Below are 15,561 nucleotides of genomic sequence, written 5' to 3' on the forward strand. Positions count from 1 at the left end.
CCCCAAGAGCAATGGGGCGCCCCGCAGGACGCCCCATCAAGTTGATCACATGTTCGGGTAGTTCGGCCCGTCACCGCCCTGCGGTGTGACCCAAGTGATGTTCTGGCTTGGGTCTTTGATATCGCATGTTTTGCAGTGCACGCAGTTTTGGAAGTTGATCACAAAGCGCGGGTCTTTGTCCGGCTCGCTCACCACTTCGTAGACGCCGGCAGGACAGTATCGCTGCGCGGGTTCCGCGTATTTGGGCAGGTTGACGCCCACCGGGATCGACGGGTCCGTCAGACGCAGGTGTGCCGGCTGGCTTTCTTCGTGGTTGGTCATCGAAAAGCTGACGTTGGTCAGGCGATCAAACGACAGCACACCATCGGGTTTGGGGTAATCGATGGGTGCAAACTTGGCGGCCTCGCCGGTGGCATCGGCGTCGTTTTTGCCATGACCCAAAGTGCCCAGAATGTTGAAGCCGGTCAGGTTGGCCGCCCACATATCGGCGCCACCGCCCATGAGTGAGGCAACAAGCCCATACTTCGACCACAGCGGTTTGACGTTGCGCACGCGCTTGAGGTCTTTGGCGATAGGGCCCGACCGAACGTCGGCTTCATACGTGGCCAGTTCATCGCCTGCGCGGCCTGCACCGATCGCCTCAAACGCGGCCTCAGCGGCGGCTTTGCCGGACAGCATCGCGTTGTGATTGCCCTTGATGCGCGGCACGTTGACCATCCCTGCAGAACACCCCAGCAGCGCCACGCCGGGGGCCACAAGTTTCGGCATGGATTGCCAGCCGCCTTCGGTGATGGCCCGCGCGCCATAGGCCACGCGTTTGCCGCCCTTCAACAGGTCGGCAACCATTGGGTGATGCTTGAACCGCTGGAATTCCATGTAAGGGAACATGTGCGGGTTTTCGTAGTTTAGATGAACCACAAAGCCCACATAGACCTGATTGTTATCAAGGTGGTAGATGAATGATCCACCGCCCGCGTTCTTGCCCAAGGGCCAGCCCATTGTGTGGGTCACGGTGCCTTCTTTGTGCTTTTCTGGATCGATTTCCCAGATTTCCTTCATGCCAAGACCGTATTTCTGCGGCTCGGCATCCTTGGCGAGGTCGTATTTCGCGATCACCTCCTTCGAGAGGCTGCCCCGCACACCTTCGCTCAGGAACACATATTTGCCGTGCAGTTCCATGCCGACTTCGGTGTTTTCACCGATAGAGCCGTCTTGTTCCAACCCGAACACACCGGCCACAACGCCCTTCACTTCGCCGTTATCGCCGAACACCAGCTCGGAGCACGCCATGCCGGGGAAAATTTCAACGCCCAGCTCTTCGGCTTGCTCGGCCATCCAGCGGCATACATTGCCCATCGACACGATGTAGGTGCCATGGTTGCTCATCAATGGGGGCATGATCGACGTGGGGATGCGCAGCGAACCGGCCTCACCCAACATGTAAAAGTTATCCGACGTCACGGGCACATTGATCGGCGCGCCCTTTTCTTTCCAATCGGGGATCAGAGAATCCAGACCGGTCGGGTCCAAAACGGCGCCAGACAGGATGTGCGCACCGACCTCGGACCCTTTTTCCAGAACGACCACATTCAGATCTGCGTCCAACTGCTTGAGCCGGATCGCAGCCGACAGGCCCGCAGGACCCGCCCCGACGATTACGACATCGTATTCCATGGCTTCGCGTTCAATTGCAGACATATCGGTCACCCCGTTGGCTTTGCTCGATTCCAAACTCAAAAAAGGTTATGGGGACAGAAGCCGGAGGCGTCAATTCCGACGCCACATCATTTCGCCGCACTGCCGCAATTCCGTAATATTATGTCGCGGCGGGCACATTTTTCATTCAATCAGCCGCAATAACAGCACATGGTTGGCCTTTGGGCTTTTCCCACTACGTCTCGGCCAAAGGAGACTTCCATGATGACCTTCGTCTATATCGCCCTCGTGATCCTCGGCACGATCCTGCCGTGGCGCCATTTCTATGCGTGGTTCCAAGAGCATGGGTGGGAACTTGGCCCCCTGATCGATGCTTGGTACGTCAACGAAAGCACAACGGGCCTGACCTGGGACCTGACGATTGCGGCTGTGACGCTGACGCTCTGGATCCTCCATGAGACGATCTCACGCCGCAATTGGCTGGGACTTTTGGCGATCCCTGCGACCTATGGCATCGGCATCTCTGCGGGCTTGCCTCTTTACCTTTTGCTCCGGGCGCGGCAAAGCCGCTGACATGGACCATTTTCTCTACAAAGACGGCGCGCTGCACGCCGAAGATGTCTCCCTTGCGCAGATCGCAGCGCAGGTGGGCACGCCCTTCTATGTCTATTCCAGCGCCACGCTGACGCGACATTTCAAGCTGTTCAACGAAGCCCTTGAGGGGCTGCCGCATCTTGTGTGCTTTGCGATGAAGTCGAATTCCAACCAAGCGGTGATCAAGCTGCTGGGGGATTTGGGCGCAGGCATGGATGTTGTGTCGGGCGGTGAATACGCGCGCGCCAAGGCGGCGGGCATTCCTGGTGAGCGGATCGTGTTTTCGGGCGTGGGCAAAACCCGGGCCGAGATGCGGATGGTTCTTGAGGGCGGTGTGCGGCAGTTCAACGTCGAAAGCGAACCAGAGATGGAGGCGCTGAGCGCCGTAGCCAGCGAACTGGGTGTTGAGGCGCCGATCACGATCCGGATTAACCCGGACGTAGACGCCAAAACCCATGAGAAAATTTCCACCGGCAAATACGACGATAAATTCGGCATCCCGATTTCGCGGGCGCGCGAAGTTTATGCGATGGCGGCCAAGCTGCCGGGCCTCAAGGTCATTGGTATTGATGTGCACATCGGCTCTCAGCTGACCGAGCTTGCGCCATTTGAGCTGGCCTACAACAAGGTGGTCGAACTGACCCACCAGTTGCGCGCGGATGGTCACACGATTGAGCGGCTCGATCTGGGGGGCGGTCTTGGCATCCCCTATGAACGTTCCAACACCGCGCCGCCTTTGCCCATGGAATACGGGGCGCTAATTAAAAAGTGTGTCGGTGATCTGGATGTTGAGGTCGAGATTGAGCCGGGTCGTCTAATTTCTGGCAACGCAGGTCTGCTCGTGACCGAGGTTATTTATCTCAAGAACGGAGAAAGCCGCGATTTCCTGATTGTCGATGCGGCGATGAATGACCTGATCCGCCCGGCAATGTACGGGGCACATCACGATATTGTGCCCGTCGTTGAGCCCGCCCCCGGTGTCGAAACATCTACCTATGATATCGTTGGCCCCGTTTGCGAAAGCGGCGACACCTTTGCCAAACAACGCACGCTGCCGCCCTTTAAATCAGGTGATCTCATGGCGTTCCGCAGTGCGGGTGCCTACGGCGCGGTTATGTCGAGCGAGTATAATTCGCGCCCCCTCATCCCCGAAGTTTTGGTGCAGGGCGATCAATACGCGGTGATCCGCGCACGTCCCACCTTTGACGAGATGATAAATCGAGATACCATTCCAGAGTGGCTCTAAGCGGAAACCCCGCGGAAGGGCGCATCCATTGTGAACCTTCCGGGGGTTGAATGACCTTACCAAAAACCCTGCGCTGGCCCTATTCGCTCACGTATTTGGGGCTTGTGGCTGAGCGGATCACCCAAGCGGCTTGGCCGCTTTGGAGCGTTCTGTTCGCGGCATTGGCGCTGTGGGGTTTGGGCGTTTTGGCGGCTTTGCCGACGCAGGCTCTGTGGCTTGCGGTCGTAGTGCTGCTTGCGGGGGTCGCCTATGGCGTCTGGTATGCGCGACGGTTGCGTTGGCCCACCCGGGCCGAAGCGCTAGAGCGTCTTGATGCGGCCTTGCCGGGACGCCCTATTCAAGCCCTATCAGACACGCAAACGATCGGCGGCACGGACGCGGCATCTGTCGCGGTGTGGCGCGCCCACCTTGCCCGAATGGAACAGAAATTGCGCGCCGCCAAAGCGGTTGAGCCTGACCTGCGTGTCGCACGCGCCGATCCGTATGCCCTGCGGTACATGGCTGTTCTTGGGCTTGCGCTTGCGCTTTTGTTTGGGGGCGCGTGGCGCGGTTCTGACCTTGCGGCGGGCTTGGGCGCTGGGGCCGCTGATGCGCTGCCCGCAGGCCCCGCGTGGGAGGCATGGCTTGAGCCGCCCCGCTACACCGGCAAACCAACTCTTTATTTACCCGATATCGCGCCGGGCACTTTGGAAATCCCCCAAGGATCGCGCGTGACATTGCGGCTTTATGGGCAAGTGGGCGCATTGGCCGTCACCCAAACCCTATCGGCGACACCCCTGCCGGACCCATCCGCCGTCGCGCAGGATTTTGAGGTCACGCGCTCGGGCAGTTTGACCATCGCGGGTGGGGAGGATGACCAAACATGGGACATCGTGATGTTGGCCGATACCGTGCCCAGCATCACCATTGATGAGGCTCCCACCGCACAGCCCCCATCACAAATGGAGATGGCGTTCACCGTGGTCGACGACTACGGCATGGAGATCGGCCGCGCCGTTATTACCCGCGATCTGGCCAATACGGACCGTCGTCATGGCCTCGCGGTCGATCCTGACCCGAGGGCCCCTCTGTCACTGACACTGCCCTTGCCGATTTCGGGTGATCGTGCGGATTTTTCCGAAGTTCTGATTGAGGACGTCTCAAAGCACCCCTTCGCGGAGTTGCCCGTCGCCCTGACGCTAGAGGCGGAGGATGCGCTGGGCCAAACTGGGCGCTCGGATACGATGCAGGTGGTGTTGCCGGGGCAGGGCTTTTTCGACCCGCTGGCACATGCGCTGATCGAACAGCGGCGCGATCTGTTGTGGGCTCGTGCGAATGGCCCGCGCGTGGCCCAAATTCTGCGTACGCTGACCCACCGCGCCGATGATACCTTTGTCGATCCGTCTGCTTTTATTCTTGTGCGGATGGCCATTCGCCGGCTTGAGGCCAACGCCGATCTGACGCCTGAGGTTCAAGAAGACGTTGCCGAAATTCTGTGGCAAGCGGCTCTCAAGATTGAGGAAGGGACACTTGAAAACGCCCTTGAAGAATTGCGCCGCGCCCAAGAGCGTTTGTCTGAGGCGATCCGCCAAGGCGCGGATCAGGCTGAGATTGATCAGCTGATGCAAGAGCTGCGCGAGGCGATGAACAACTACATGCAGCAACTGGCCCAAGAGGCCATGCGCAACCCTGACAGCCAGCAAAGCCAGAACCAACAGGGCCAGCAGGGTGAGAGCGAGCAGGTCACCCAAGACCAGCTTGATCAGCTGCTCGAACGGATTGAGGAGTTGATGCGCGAGGGCCGCACGGCGGAGGCGCAGCAATTGTTGCAAGAGCTTCAGCAGATGATGGAGAACATGCAAGTCACCCAAGGTGAGGGCGGCCAGGGCCAGCAAGGCGAAGGTCAGCAAGCTATGGAAGACCTGCGCGAAACCCTGCGCGAACAGCAGGGCCTGAGCGATGAGGCCTTCCGCGATTTGCAGGAGCAATTCAATCAGCCCGGTCAGCAGGGTCAACAAGGCCAACAGGGCCAGCAGCCGGGCCAACAACCCGGACAGCAGCCGGGACAAGGACAAGGACAGGGTCAAGGTCAGGCAGAGGGGCAACAACCCGGCCAAGACCAACAACCTGGACAGGGGCAAGGTCAAGCACAGGGCGGCCAACAGCCCGGCGGCGCACCCACTGCCGAAAGCCTCGCACAACGCCAAGAGGCCCTGCGCGATCAGCTTGGCCGCTTGGAACGCAACCTCCCCGGTCAGGGTACCGAAGCGGGCGACGCCGCGCGTGACGCATTGGGCCGCGCAGGCCGCGCAATGGACAATGCCGCCGACGCGCTCGAACAGGGCGATCTGCCCGGAGCGATCGACGATCAGGCGCAGGCAATGGATGCCTTGCGTGAGGGGATGCAAAACCTAGGCGAGGCGCTCGCACAGGAACAGCAGAACAGACAGGGGCAGCAAGGCTCTGAGTTCGGGCAAAACGGTCAGCCGCAACAGCAAGACCCGCTTGGTCGCAGCCAAGGCACCACGGGCAGGCTTGGTACGGATGAGAATATGCTTGGGGCAAATGACCCGCGCCAACGCTCTCGCGAGTTGCTGGATGAAATCCGCCGCCGCTCCGCTGAGCAGGAACGTTCCGAGCAAGAGCGCGACTACCTTAACCGCCTGCTGGATCGTTTCTAAACCGCGCGGTTACGCGCTGTGCCCGACGGTTAACGCCAGCACACCTACCAAAACGAGGCTCAGCGCCCAGGCGACATCAAGGTTGAACCAGCCCTTGGATAAAAACCGCAGCCCGAGCCAGCGGTATACGCCAATGGCGATCAAACCACCCGACAGCATCATCGCGCCCGTGTGCACGAACGCCACGATCAGCGCGATCTCTACGTCGCCCGTGATCAACCGCGCCGCGGCGGCATGGCCCGCATTTGTGTCGATTGTTTTGCAGATGCCCAGATAGATCGGTACCAACATCAGCCCTGCGCCATGGGCCATCGCCGCCAAAAAGGACCACAACGCCAACCGCGTCGGTGGCACGCGTGCCAGAAACCGGGGGTGGCGTCGGTTGATCAACAAATAGACCCCCAACGCGATCACCAAAACGGCCGCGGCCACTTGAATCTCATGCTGCCATTGCACCAGCACCAACAGCGCGGAAAACGGCAGCAAGATCGTGATCATTGCCAGCAAATGCCCTGCCGCCAATGCCAGAAGGGCGCGCAACAATGACCCGCTCGTTTTTGTCATCAACGCTGAGGACACCGCCAAGGGCCAGCCCATGCCGGGGTTCACACCGTGATAAATGCCCGATGCAACGACAGCCCACCAAAGGGCCGTCGTCGTGTCAAAATCTAGCACCGATCAGGTGTTCGGATAGCAAAAGCTATCGGTTGAGCAATCGCCGCCCTCTAGCCGGATTTGGTGGCTGCGGTAGCCTTTGGGGAACTCCACATAGAAATCTGGATCCAGCGTGAGCCCGCCATTTTCGCCCACATGGGCCATGACCATCTGGCCACCGTCTTCGCCGGGATAGAATTGATCGTCCCACGTAGAATAGAGCGAGTTGGTCCAATAGACGCGCTTTCCGTCGCGGCTGATCTCAACCATCTGCGGGCCATAGACAAAGGGCTTGCCGTTGGGATGTGCTGCACCGCGTGCAATGCCGCCCAACTCAACCTTACCCGCCAACACCGGGTTCATCGGGTCCGTCACATCGTATTGATGCATCTCGCCCAAGCCCCAGCAGGCCACATACAGGTATTTGTCATCAAGGCTGAGGTCGATGTCTGTGACCAAAGGGGGCACCGCGCCGAAACCCTGCAAAAGGGGCGGCAGGTTGGCAGGGTCCTCGGGGCGCGGATCAATGGTCAGGACCTTCTTGGCGTCAAATGTGCCATCCTCCTTCTGCCACCAAGTGAAAATCGCGCCCTGAAGGTTGGTGGTGTCTACGACCACCCCGCAAAATCCGTAATCCTTGGCCGGGTCATGTGCAGGGCGGATTTCCAGCGCCATCTGATGGTTCGCGCCCAGATCAATGGTTTGGACATTCTTGCGCGCCCGCAGGTTCCAGAAATGGATCGAATGGCCGTATTTGTTGGCCAAAAGGTCCTCAGCTACGATCCCGTTTTCGAATTGCGGCGGCAGGCCCCATTCTGAACTGACCATGTAGTCACGCGGCAGGTTCCACCAAAAATCGTAATGCTTGTCCTGCGCGCCGCGGTCCATTTCGTAGCGGCCCAAGATTTCAAAGGTCTCACAATCCATGATGAAAATGCCGGGGGGACCGTCGGTGCCATCCTCGCCGCCGCCACCAAGGGTCGAGACATAAATCCCCTCCGGGCCACAATGGATGGTGTGAGGGCGCGAATAACCGGTTTTGTCAAAGACCTCCTCCGGCTCAATGATTTTGTGGATCTTGGCCTTGAGCGGTTCTTTGACGTCGATGATATAAATCCGCGAGGACCGGATGCCGGGAATGATCAGATAGCGGCGTTCCAAAAACGCATGACCCGATAGGGGCGACAAAGAGGATGAACACGCGTTCCAGCCAAAGTGGTGAAATTCATCGCCTGTATTGGGCATGATCACTTGATGGACGATCTGACCAAAGGTGGGGGACTTTGGGTCCACATCAACCACCGCAAGCCCGTCGGGCTGGGTGCCATCGGGACTGAGCATCAGGGTAAAGGCAAGGGTTTCGGCAGGGGCCTCCATCGCCATGCGAGGAGACGGGTGAAACGTTGGATCAGGTCTTAAATTCATGAATGGGTCCTCCCTTGGAAAAAGAGGTGCCGGTCAGTTGCTGATCTCTGACACCCCGAAGGGAAGCCTCGCACGACTCATGACGCTGCGTAAACTTATTTGATTTATCGGCTGTTTCGTGGGCGCCGCGGCGTTTTTTTCGAGTTATATTCACGCTGTTTACGCCGGAATGATCTGCCGCAGTCTTTGCTTTGAACGGCTGAGTAAGGTTCAATGAACCTGCCCGGACCCCACACATGAGTACACTCCCATGCCCGCACAATCCGAAACACCGCCCATCCAAACCGCCCATGACGACCCGCATTTGATCCACCGTCAGGGGTGGCTCAGGGCATCGATGATGGGGGCGAATGACGGAATACTATCGACGGCTGCGTTGATCATTGGGGTCGGCACTGGCGGGTTGGGCGCGGACGGCGTTGTGATCGCCGGCATCGCGTCAGCCGTGGCAGGGGCCATGTCGATGGCCGCGGGGGAATACGTTTCCGTGGCCAGCCAGTCCGATCTGGAAAAAGCTGATATCGACCGAGAGCGAGAGGCCCTGCGCACCAATCCCAAAGGCGAATTGGTCGAGTTGCAAAGCATCTATGAGGCCCGTGGGCTAGAGCCCGACCTGGCACATCAAGTGGCGCAGGCCCTGACCAAGAAGGACGCCCTTGGCAGCCATATCCGGGATGAGTTGGGATTGGATGAGACACTGCGTGCCCACCCAGTTCAGGCGGCGGGGGCCTCGGCAAGCGCGTTCGCGCTGGGCTCACTGCCGCCCATATTGGTGGCGGCTTTCGTGCCTTATGACTACTTGCTGCTGGCTGTTGGGTTGGTCACGATTATCGCGCTGGCCACGCTGGGGGCGCTGGGTGCGCACGCAGGCCGGGCCGCGCGGGGCAAAGCGGCGGGCCGTGTCGTGCTGTGGGGTGTACTGGCCATGGGCGTGTCGGCGGCGGTTGGCGCCTTGGTGGGGGCGGTTCTTTAGCGGATTGCGCCCACCTGATCCCACTTGATCCCTGTTGGGACCTTCGGTAACAGGACGCGTCGCTGTCCGCTCTGGGGCGACCATGTCTCCGACTACCATGTGAAAAACGGATCATATCTATGACAAGACTTCTTCCTGGCGTTCTCGCCATGGCGGCCATCGTCGTCGCCTCGAACATCGGCGTTCAGTACATCATCGCGGATGGTTGGCTGACCTATGGTGCCTTTACCTATCCGCTCGCGTTCCTCGTCAATGACGTGATGAACCGTGTCTACGGGACCGATGCGGCCCGCAAGGTCGTGTTTGCAGGCTTTGTGACCGGCGTGATCTGTTCGCTGATCGGCAGCCAAATCATGGGTGAGTTTGGCCCGCTTGTGACATTGCGTATCGCGATTGCGTCTGGTTCGGCTTTCTTGATCGCGCACCTGATCGATCTGGTGATCTTTAACCGCCTTAGGGATCAGGCATGGTGGCGGGCGCCACTGGCCTCAACCCTTGTGGGGTCGACCATCGATACGGCGATCTTCTTTTCGCTCGCGTTTGCAGCGGCGTTTACGTTCATCGAACCGGCCAACGATGTGAGTTGGGCGAATGAGGCGCTGCCCCTGTTCGGGGTCGGACCTGAACTGCCCTATTGGGTCGGTCTCGCGATTGCTGATTATGGCGTCAAACTGATGATTGGATTGGCAGCTTTGGTGCCATTCCGGGTGCTCGTTCACAAAACGATTACCAAATCGGCCTAAAAAGTTTTTGACTTCCACAAAATATATGGCACGGTCACCATATCGGCAATTTATCGAAAGGAGGTGATCCAGTGTCTAAGAAGGTGTTGGAGAATGCGGTCGGGACAACTTTGGAGGGTCTCATCTAAGGCAGTCCTTGGATGACTGAAACTCCGAGGTGGAGCCTGCTCTAACCGGCCCCCTCCTGAACTTCACGGAAACGCCGCACCCATTGCCGGGGGCGGCGTTTCTTATTTCTAAATGTGCGCTGTGCGCGTTACATGTTTTAGGGGGCTCTGTCCCCGTCCTTCGGACTCCCCCGGAGGTATTTGGGGAACAAAGGAATGCTGCGGGTCTCAGAGGATGTCAGTCTTGAAGAGTGGGAGTTGACGGAGAGTTTTACCCGCGCCTCGGGGCCGGGGGGGCAGAACGTCAACAAAGTCGCTACGGCTGTGGAGTTGCGGTTTGAGGCGGCGCGGTCGCCCAATTTGGCCGGGTCGGTTAAGGCGCGGCTGAAGCGCTTGGCAGGCCGGCGCTGGACTGCGGATGGGGCGATTGTGTTGCGTGTTGAGGATACGCGGCATCAGGCGCGCAACCGTGAAATCGCGCGCGATCGGTTGGTAGAGTTGATCGCCAAGGCGTTGGTCGTACCCAAGCGCAGGGTCGCAACAAAGCCGACAAAGGGGTCCGTCCGGCGAAGGTTGGCCGGAAAGGCGCAGCGCGGTGCATTGAAAGCCTCGCGTGGGCGGGTTACCGATGATGAATGACGTCTGATTTGCTTTCTCGACGTGCGGCGGCCCTTGGGGGACATGTGCCGACGTTTTACCGCCAGCCGCTAGAGATTGTGCGCGGTGCGGGTGTGTATGTGTGGGATGCGCAGGGGCGGCAATATCTGGATTGTTACAACAACGTACCGCACGTTGGGCATTGTCATCCGCGTGTGGTGGAGGCGATTGCCCAGCAGGCCGCGACGTTGAACACGCACACACGGTATTTGCACCCGATGGTTGTGGAATACGTTGAGCGGCTATGCGCCAAGTTTGATCACGGTTTGACGCAGGCCATCATGGTGTGCACGGGATCTGAGGCGAATGACGTCGCGTTGCGCATGGCGCAGGCGGCAACGGGTGCGCGGGGCGTGATTGCGACCGATGCGACCTATCATGGCAACACGTCAGCGGTTTCCGCGTTGAGCACTCGGCGGCCGCCAATTGGGGGGTATCCGGCCCATGTGCGGTTGGTGCCCGCCCCCGAGGCAGGGATGACCGGCGCAGAATTTGCGGCGAACGTGGCTGACGCCATTGCAGAGCTTAAAGCCGCTGGTGAAGGGTTTTCAGGGCTAATGCTGTGCCCTTTCTTTGCCAATGAGGCGTTTCCGACCGTTGCGCCGGGGTTTCTACGCGCGACGGAACAGGTTGTGCAGGATGCAGGCGGCTTGATCATGGCTGATGAGGTGCAGCCAGGATTTGGCCGGTTGGGCAGTCATTGGTGGGGGCATGATTGGATCGGGTTGGTGCCGGACATTGTCACGCTCGGCAAGCCCATGGCCAACGGACATCCGGTGGCGGCTGTTGTGACGCGGCCTGACATAATGGAGGCGTTCCGCAGTGCTTTTGGTTATTTCAACACCTTTGGCGGCAACCCCGTGAGCAGCGCCGCCGCCCTTGCGACCCTTGATGTGATAGAGGATGAGGCGCTGGTCCAAAACGCCGCCGCCGTGGGCCCGCATGTGACCGAGATGTTGCGCGGGTTGGATCATCCATTCCTGCATGAGGTGCGCGGCGCGGGTCTTTTCTTTGGCATCGAGTTCCGCAAAGACGGGGCCCCCGCCACGGATTTTGTCGGTGAGCTGGTCGAGCAAGTCGTGGCGCGGGGGGTCTTGCTCAACAAGATTGGGCGGCATGGAGAGGTTCTTAAGATGCGGCCACCTATGCCGTTTTCGCACCAAAACGCCGAGCATTTGGTGCAGGTGCTGGACGATGCGCTGAGGGCGACACCGCTCGATGCATGATGTGATGACCCCCGAATCCGCAGCCGCCGATTGGGGCGCACATTCGCCGGTTCTGCTGAGCCATCGCGAGAACGCCGTTTATGCGGTTGAACGTGGCGGGGAACGCGCGGCGCTGCGGCTGCACCGACCGGGGTATATGTCGCGCCGGGCGATTTCGTCGGAACTGTGGTGGATGCAGTCGCTGGTTTCCCAGGGTTTTCCGTGTCCCGCGCCCGTGCCGCTGCCCGATGGGTCATTGGTGCGCAAAGTCGGGGACCGGATGGCCACGATGGTCACATGGGTCGAGGGCACCGCCATCGGCGAGGGTGGCGCGCCGTTGCCGGGCACTCTGGCCGATCAATCCAAACTGATGACGCAGATCGGCGGGCTGATGGCACAGATGCACAGCCTGAGCGATGGGATGGTGCTGCCCGAAGGGTTTGAGCGGCCCGCGTGGGACATGGACGGGTTTCTGAGCCACCATCCAACTTGGGGCCGGTTTTGGGAAAACCCCTGCCTGACGGATAGGGACCGCGCCCTTGTTAACGAAGGCCGCATCATTGCGCGCCATGCGCTGAGCCGTGATGTGCCAGACATCGGGCTGATTCACGCGGATCTTCTGCGGGAGAACGTCTTTACCGGGCCGCAGGGCCTGACGTTCATCGATTTCGATGACGCAGGCATTGGCTACCGGCTGTATGATATCACGACGACCCTCACCCAAAGCCTCGAAGACCCCGAGCTGCCGGACCTCGCGCAGGCGTTGCTAAGGGGCTACGATGATGTGCGGCGGTTGTCGGATCTAGATCTATCGCTGATGCCTGTTGCGTCGCTTTTGCGGTCTATGGCGGCTCTGGGGTGGGTGATGTCGCGGTACCCGGCCAACCACCCCAAGATGCCGATTTATATCGCGCGGGCCACGCGCTCGGTTGAGGCGCTGCAACAGGGGCGGAACTTCTTTCTTGAGGGGTTTGGGTGACCGCCTAAACGATCACGTCCATCGGCTCTTGGGCGTCTAGGTCGAACACGCGCTTGTAGCGTTCCACCTCGGCCTTGGGACCCATCGCTTTGTTGGGGTTGTCCGACAGCTTGACCGTGGGCTGCCCGTTGGCGGCCACCGCTTTGCACACCAGCGAAAACGGCGCGAGACCTTCGTTCGGCACCAATCCGCGAAAATCGTTTGTCAGCAATGTGCCCCAACCGAACGACACACGCACGCGGCCTTGGAACTGTTTTTGCAGCTCTAGGATTTTGTCCACATCCAACCCGTCCGAGAAAATCACCAGCTTTTGGGTGGGGTCCTCGCCACGCGCTTTCCACCATGCAATCGCACGCTCCGCGCCGGTGGCGGGATCACCGCTGTCGATGCGCATGCCGGTCCAGCCAGCCAGCCAATCGGGCGCGCCTTGCAGGAACCCTTGGGTGCCGTAGGTGTCGGGCAGGATGATCCGCAGATTACCTTCATGTTCGTCCTGCCAATCGGCCAGCACTTTGTAGGGGGCGTCGCGCAGGGCCGCGTCATCCTCTGCCAGTGCGCTATAGACCATCGGCAGTTCGTGCGCGTTGGTGCCGATGGCCTCCATCTCGCGGCGCATTGCGATCAAACAGTTGGAGGTGCCGACAAAATGCTCGCCCAACCCTTCGCGCATGGCCTGCACGCACCAGTCTTGCCACAGAAAGCTGTGGCGCCGCCGGGTGCCAAAATCTGCCAGCCGCAGGGTGGGCAGATCGCGCAGTGTTTCGACCTTTTCCCAGACTTTTGTCATCGCGCGCGCATACAACACTTGCAGCTCGAACCGGCCCATATCGCTCAGCACAGCGCGGGACCTTAGCTCCATCAAAATCGCGAGCGCGGGGATTTCCCATAGCATAACCTCATGCCACTTGCCTTCGAACGTCAGCTCATATTGTCCGTCGCGTTTTTCAAGATGATAGGGGGGCAGGCGCATGCCCTCGAACCATTCCATGAAATCGGAGCGGAACATCTGGCGCTTGCCGTAAAAGGTGTTGCCGCGCAGCCAAGTGCTTTCACCCCGGCTCAGGGAGAGGGACCGCATGTGATCAAGCTGTTCCCGCAGCGCACCCTCATCAATGATATCGGCAAGCCGGATCGATTTACTCCGGTTGATCAGCGAAAAAGTCACGTTTGTGTCGGGTTTATTGCGAAAAACCGATTGGCACATCAGGAGTTTATAGAAGTCCGTATCGATCAACGACCGCACGATCGGATCGATCTTCCACTTGTGATTGTAGACCCGCGTGGCGATATCAACCATGGTGCGCTCCTTTGGTTAATGGCTTTAGACCAAACGCCACGCGGGAAAGCAATCAGGCCGGGCGCAGGTGTGGCTCTCACACCATTGTGTCTGGCAATTCGGGCCTATCCCCCTTTTCATAAGGCCTCAAAATCGGCACATCAGAGACATCGTCCAAGGAGAGACCCGTGACCAAACCTGTTTTTTCCCGTCGCTCGCTGCTGTTGACCGCTGGTGCCAGTGTTCTGGCCGCCCCAGCCATTGCGCAGGACCTCGATTTTGAGGTGCAGGACCGGTCCATCACGGCCGTGACGCGCCGCAACACATCCAGCTTCCGGCAGCAGTCTTGGCAGGATCACTTTGACACGCTGGGTGTCGCGACGATCGTCTGTGATACCGGGTCCCGGGCGCTGCATTACTGGAACGCGGACGACACAGATTACCGGATTTATCCGACGTCCGTCCCCATGAGCGAAGAGCTTACCCGCCGCGGCTACACCACGATTGTACGCAAGAAAGAGGGCCCCACATGGACGCCCACGGCCAATATGCGCCGCCGCGACCCATCCCTGCCTGAGTTTATGGAGGCAGGTCCCGGCAACCCGCTGGGCACACATGCCATGTACCTCGGCTGGCCCGCCTACCTGATCCACGGGACCCACGACACGCGCAAAATCGGGCGTCAGTCGTCATCGGGCTGCATTGGCCTGTATAACGAAAAGATCGAAGAGCTATTCGCGCTCGCCCCAATTGGGACGCAAGTGCGCGTCATCTGATCTTGGCCGCTTAGCCCGCCAGAACAACACCCGCCGCCGCCATCCCGTCCCGCGCGGCGGCCAATGAACCGTCGAAATCAATCGCGCGGCATAGGTCCATGCGGACTGCGACCTCAAAGCCCAACTTAGCTGCATCCACGGCTGAATAATTGACGCAAAAATCGGTGGCCAACCCCACAAGCGTCACTTGGGTGATCCCGCGCGTGCGCAAATACCCCTCCAGCCCCGTGGGCGTTGTGTGGTCATTCTCAAAAAACGCAGAATAGCTGTCGATGGCGGGGTTAAACCCTTTGCGGATGATCATGTCGGCACGGTCTGTGCGCAGATCAGGGTGAAAATTCGCGCCACGACTGCCTTGGATACAATGATCGGGCCACAAAACCTGGGGGCCGTAGGGCATCTGGGTCAGGCTCATGGGGGCCGCGTCATGGCTGCTGGCAAAGCTGGAATGCCCTGCGGGGTGCCAATCTTGGGTCAGGATTACGGCGTCGAAATCAGCCATCAATGCGTTGATGCCGTGAACAATCGCATCGCCGTCCGGCACCGCCAGCGCACCACCGGGGCAGAAATCGTTCTGGACGTCGATCACGAGCAGGGCGTGGGTCATGGG

Annotated in this window: 14 protein-coding genes; 9 read left to right on the top strand and 5 right to left on the bottom strand. The window is 59.7% G+C overall.

What is annotated here, in order from left to right:
* Positions 1 to 45: 45 nt before the first annotated feature.
* A complete protein-coding gene (locus tag PM04_RS04720) occupies positions 46 to 1,698 on the bottom strand; it encodes an electron transfer flavoprotein-ubiquinone oxidoreductase (protein ID WP_038004208.1) in 1,653 nt (550 codons plus the stop codon).
* Positions 1,699 to 1,920: 222 nt separating this feature from the next.
* Between PM04_RS04720 and PM04_RS04725 the strand changes: the two genes are divergently transcribed.
* From PM04_RS04725 to PM04_RS04735, 3 genes are read left to right on the top strand one after another with little or no spacing between them, the layout of a single operon-like run.
* A complete protein-coding gene (locus PM04_RS04725; protein WP_038005082.1) occupies positions 1,921 to 2,229 on the top strand; it encodes a DUF2834 domain-containing protein in 309 nt (102 codons plus the stop codon).
* 1 nt (position 2,230) lies between these two features.
* Positions 2,231 to 3,496, top strand: coding sequence for a diaminopimelate decarboxylase (gene lysA, locus PM04_RS04730; protein WP_038004209.1), 1,266 nt, complete (start codon positions 2,231 to 2,233; stop codon positions 3,494 to 3,496).
* A 50-nt stretch (positions 3,497 to 3,546) separates the two neighbouring features.
* A complete protein-coding gene (locus PM04_RS04735) occupies positions 3,547 to 6,156 on the top strand; it encodes a DUF4175 domain-containing protein (RefSeq protein ID WP_038004210.1) in 2,610 nt (869 codons plus the stop codon).
* A gap of 9 nt (positions 6,157 to 6,165) precedes the next feature.
* Here PM04_RS04735 and PM04_RS04740 read toward each other — a convergent pair whose 3' ends face one another.
* On the bottom strand, positions 6,166 to 6,753 hold the full coding sequence (locus PM04_RS04740) for a hypothetical protein (RefSeq protein ID WP_369793302.1): 588 nt from the start codon (positions 6,751 to 6,753) through the stop codon (positions 6,166 to 6,168).
* An 81-nt stretch (positions 6,754 to 6,834) separates the two neighbouring features.
* Positions 6,835 to 8,235: a selenium-binding protein SBP56-related protein gene (locus tag PM04_RS04745; protein WP_038004212.1), complete on the bottom strand. Its 1,401-nt coding sequence runs from the start codon at positions 8,233 to 8,235 to the stop codon at positions 6,835 to 6,837.
* Between the two features lie 250 nt (positions 8,236 to 8,485).
* Here PM04_RS04745 and PM04_RS04750 point away from each other — a divergent pair, with 250 nt between their 5' ends.
* The 5 genes from PM04_RS04750 to PM04_RS04770 all read left to right on the top strand — a co-directional run bounded on the left by PM04_RS04750 (position 8,486) and on the right by PM04_RS04770 (position 12,899).
* Positions 8,486 to 9,208 carry a VIT family protein gene (locus PM04_RS04750; protein ID WP_038004213.1) on the top strand — a complete coding sequence of 241 codons (723 nt, stop codon included), beginning with the start codon at positions 8,486 to 8,488 and terminating at the stop codon, positions 9,206 to 9,208.
* Positions 9,209 to 9,327: 119 nt separating this feature from the next.
* Complete coding sequence (locus PM04_RS04755; protein WP_038004215.1) at positions 9,328 to 9,951, top strand: queuosine precursor transporter; 624 nt, start codon at positions 9,328 to 9,330, stop codon at positions 9,949 to 9,951.
* A gap of 323 nt (positions 9,952 to 10,274) precedes the next feature.
* Entirely contained in the window at positions 10,275 to 10,697 is a 423-nt protein-coding gene (arfB, locus tag PM04_RS04760; RefSeq protein WP_038004216.1) for an alternative ribosome rescue aminoacyl-tRNA hydrolase ArfB, read from the top strand.
* Positions 10,694 to 11,941: an aspartate aminotransferase family protein gene (locus PM04_RS04765; protein ID WP_038004217.1), complete on the top strand. Its 1,248-nt coding sequence runs from the start codon at positions 10,694 to 10,696 to the stop codon at positions 11,939 to 11,941. Before arfB ends, PM04_RS04765 begins: the two co-directional genes overlap by 4 nt.
* Positions 11,942 to 11,945: 4 nt before the next feature.
* Positions 11,946 to 12,899 (top strand): phosphotransferase enzyme family protein, encoded by a 954-nt coding sequence (locus PM04_RS04770; protein ID WP_161785914.1) that lies wholly within the window; start codon positions 11,946 to 11,948, stop codon positions 12,897 to 12,899.
* Positions 12,900 to 12,903: 4 nt separating this feature from the next.
* On the opposite strand, the gene pncB is transcribed toward PM04_RS04770, so the two are convergent.
* Complete coding sequence (gene pncB / locus PM04_RS04775; RefSeq protein WP_038004218.1) at positions 12,904 to 14,196, bottom strand: nicotinate phosphoribosyltransferase; 1,293 nt, start codon at positions 14,194 to 14,196, stop codon at positions 12,904 to 12,906.
* A 167-nt stretch (positions 14,197 to 14,363) separates the two neighbouring features.
* On the opposite strand from pncB, the gene PM04_RS04780 reads away from it, so the two are divergent.
* The gene (locus PM04_RS04780; protein ID WP_038004219.1) at positions 14,364 to 14,951 is read left to right on the top strand and encodes a L,D-transpeptidase; all 588 of its coding nucleotides are present in this window, start codon (positions 14,364 to 14,366) and stop codon (positions 14,949 to 14,951) included.
* A gap of 10 nt (positions 14,952 to 14,961) precedes the next feature.
* Here the strand turns inward: PM04_RS04780 and pncA are convergent, their stop codons facing one another.
* Positions 14,962 to 15,558, bottom strand: coding sequence for a bifunctional nicotinamidase/pyrazinamidase (gene pncA, locus PM04_RS04785; RefSeq protein ID WP_038004221.1), 597 nt, complete (start codon positions 15,556 to 15,558; stop codon positions 14,962 to 14,964).
* Between the last annotated feature and the right edge of the window lie 3 nt (positions 15,559 to 15,561).

Source organism: Thalassobacter sp. 16PALIMAR09 (assembly GCF_000765485.1).
Classification (GTDB): Bacteria; Pseudomonadota; Alphaproteobacteria; order Rhodobacterales; family Rhodobacteraceae; genus Thalassobacter; species Thalassobacter stenotrophicus.

Coding starts and splice junctions, on each gene's coding strand:
- PM04_RS04720 (WP_038004208.1), bottom strand. CDS start 1,698: ATGTCTGCAATTGAACGCGAAGCCATGGAATACGATGTCGTAATCGTC.
- PM04_RS04725 (WP_038005082.1), top strand. CDS start 1,921: ATGACCTTCGTCTATATCGCCCTCGTGATCCTCGGCACGATCCTGCCG.
- lysA (WP_038004209.1), top strand. CDS start 2,231: ATGGACCATTTTCTCTACAAAGACGGCGCGCTGCACGCCGAAGATGTC.
- PM04_RS04735 (WP_038004210.1), top strand. CDS start 3,547: ATGACCTTACCAAAAACCCTGCGCTGGCCCTATTCGCTCACGTATTTG.
- PM04_RS04740 (WP_369793302.1), bottom strand. CDS start 6,753: ATGGGCTGGCCCTTGGCGGTGTCCTCAGCGTTGATGACAAAAACGAGC.
- PM04_RS04745 (WP_038004212.1), bottom strand. CDS start 8,235: ATGAATTTAAGACCTGATCCAACGTTTCACCCGTCTCCTCGCATGGCG.
- PM04_RS04750 (WP_038004213.1), top strand. CDS start 8,486: ATGCCCGCACAATCCGAAACACCGCCCATCCAAACCGCCCATGACGAC.
- PM04_RS04755 (WP_038004215.1), top strand. CDS start 9,328: ATGACAAGACTTCTTCCTGGCGTTCTCGCCATGGCGGCCATCGTCGTC.
- arfB (WP_038004216.1), top strand. CDS start 10,275: ATGCTGCGGGTCTCAGAGGATGTCAGTCTTGAAGAGTGGGAGTTGACG.
- PM04_RS04765 (WP_038004217.1), top strand. CDS start 10,694: ATGACGTCTGATTTGCTTTCTCGACGTGCGGCGGCCCTTGGGGGACAT.
- PM04_RS04770 (WP_161785914.1), top strand. CDS start 11,946: ATGACCCCCGAATCCGCAGCCGCCGATTGGGGCGCACATTCGCCGGTT.
- pncB (WP_038004218.1), bottom strand. CDS start 14,196: ATGGTTGATATCGCCACGCGGGTCTACAATCACAAGTGGAAGATCGAT.
- pncA (WP_038004221.1), bottom strand. CDS start 15,558: ATGACCCACGCCCTGCTCGTGATCGACGTCCAGAACGATTTCTGCCCC.